Raw genomic sequence first — 2175 nt, 5'->3', positions numbered from 1 at the left:
GACCTTGATTATAGGGCTTGAAATTGATTTGTTTCATGCTTTTAAGATACTAAATATCAGGCACATGAACAAACTAACTCAGCTGTAATCAATTGATTATGAACGAAAAAAGAGGGAATCCGTTTTTGGACACCCTCTTTCTTTTATTTCGTTTTTTTTTGAAAATGATTATAAGCGCATTAGTTTACTTATAACTCACACGCCAATCGTGCCGTTTATTTGTAAAAGCACAACTCCATTTAATCAAATATTCTTGACCACTCTTTACCTCCAAATCAGCATCTGCCTGCAAAGTACCATCACTTGAGTTACTAGATGCAATAATTACATCTGAAGATACTTTATACACAAACATGCATGTATTTTCATTCGTTAAACCTGCAGTAGTGACGTTAACAACACCATCTTTAGGAGCACTAAATAAAAACCATTTATCTGCCTGATCAGAATAACTAACACTATGTACCCCAGTTGTAACTTCGACAGGACTAGAAGGCATTAGTCCCAATACCTGTTCGTGCTGTATACTCCAGTCAACTATAGCATCTTCACTTTTAAAAGCCCATGAAATAACATAATCACAACCACCTTTGGCGATAAACTGAAGATCCTTATCAAATGATTTTTGAAAAAGAATATCATTTGATTGATGCTCCATTACCGTTACAACACCTTTTGTGCCATTTTTATAATCCAGTCGCAAAAGTGTTAATCCATCTACAGAAGCCTGATATGAAAATACTTTTGAAGTTTTCGTTGCTTTTAAATTGTCATAGTTCTCCTGATTAATGGTTTTACACCCAGGAATACTCTTATCAATTCCACTAGCAACAATTCGATTACTCACTGATAACAGCATTATTACTACATAACATGCTGCGTTAAACTTTAATAGTTTTCCCCAATTCATTTTTACAATTATTACGATTCCCCGACACAAAAGTAGTTAAATCGTAATGAAATCATTAATAAAGCGATAAAAAACTAACTCCTATATATTTAGGAACTACTTGAAAACAACAAATATCACCTATAAAACGGGCGAATACAGTAATAAATGGTAATCGTATTTTTTTTATAAAATGGCATAAAAAAAAGAGAACTAAATACCTAGTTCCCTTTCTCTCTAACCTTAACTCAAAATCCAAATCTATGAAAAATCTTAAACTAGTATTATAACATACTATAAACCATAAAGTTCACTTTAGGGCAAAAAAAAAAGAGGAATGTCTGACTTTTCAAACATTCCTTCTTCAACCTAACCTTAACCCTAACTTATGAAGAAAGCTTCATAAATCTTTATACTCAATTCGCATAAATAAAGTTCTCACATAAATACTGCAAAAGCAATATTTTAAACCTTTTTAACGCGACTTTGTAATTCAATCGTTATAATCTTTCTCTTTTTAGGAGAAATTCACACATTTTAACAATTACAAATATGTAGCTTTTTTCATTAATTCAAAAACTTTTCTTTAAAAACTTCAAAAGTAATCACATTTGAATAACTCTTTAGTGTAGCCATAGTAGAAGCATGTACATGTTCTGCTTCAACCTCAATATTATTATATTTTAAATTACGAGTTGTACAGGCTTCATCAACAACTGTAACGGTATAACCAAAATCAACTGCTGCACGCACAGCTGCCTCTAAACACATGTGCGTTTGCATACCAATAATAACCAAATTTGTTATTTGATTATCGTCTAAATGTGACTTTAAACCTGTGTTTACAAACGCATTCACTTTTTCCTTTTCAAATACCTTCTCATTGGGCAATGGCAAAACACTTTGATGTATATCAGCACCTGCTTTGGCCTTATGCTTTACATGAATAACCGTTTGTTCCTTATTACGAAATGCATCTAGAATTTTTGCTGCGTAAGCAGCACTTTCTTCTGCCTTATGTAATTCAACTGAACCACCAGGGAAATAAAAATCCTGGATATCAATTAGTATCAATGCACTTTTAGCATTTTCTTGAGAAGTAGAACTAAGATATCCCAAACACAACAGAGCAACCAATAACAGCTTTTTCATATGATTATAATTTTGTTATATCCTTGACATAGAGTTTATTTCAAAATATGTTGTAAACGCCAAGAAGTTAAATTTTCATATTCATGCTCGAGGCAATAGTCTTGTGTGCTTAGCGTTTGAAGTCAGTTTCATGT

Annotated in this window: 2 protein-coding genes; both read right to left on the bottom strand. The window is 32.2% G+C overall.

The window, feature by feature from the left end:
* Positions 1-184: 184 nt before the first annotated feature.
* Positions 185-910, bottom strand: a complete 726-nt coding sequence (locus tag FNN09_RS20725; RefSeq protein WP_143304401.1) for a hypothetical protein — start codon at positions 908-910, stop codon at positions 185-187.
* Positions 911-1456: 546 nt separating this feature from the next.
* Positions 1457-2041 (bottom strand): cysteine hydrolase family protein, encoded by a 585-nt coding sequence (locus FNN09_RS20720; RefSeq protein WP_143304400.1) that lies wholly within the window; start codon positions 2039-2041, stop codon positions 1457-1459.
* Positions 2042-2175: the final 134 nt, after the last annotated feature.

Source organism: Carboxylicivirga sp. M1479, from assembly GCF_007097485.1.
GTDB lineage: Bacteria > Bacteroidota > Bacteroidia > Bacteroidales > Marinilabiliaceae > Carboxylicivirga.
This window is presented reverse-complemented; position numbering and strand designations above follow the sequence as displayed.

Bases quoted from the DNA above. Each gene is read 5' to 3' on its own strand.
- FNN09_RS20720 (WP_143304400.1), bottom strand. From the start codon at position 2,041: ATGAAAAAGCTGTTATTGGTTGCTCTGTTGTGTTTGGGATATCTTAGT.
- FNN09_RS20725 (WP_143304401.1), bottom strand. From the start codon at position 910: ATGAATTGGGGAAAACTATTAAAGTTTAACGCAGCATGTTATGTAGTA.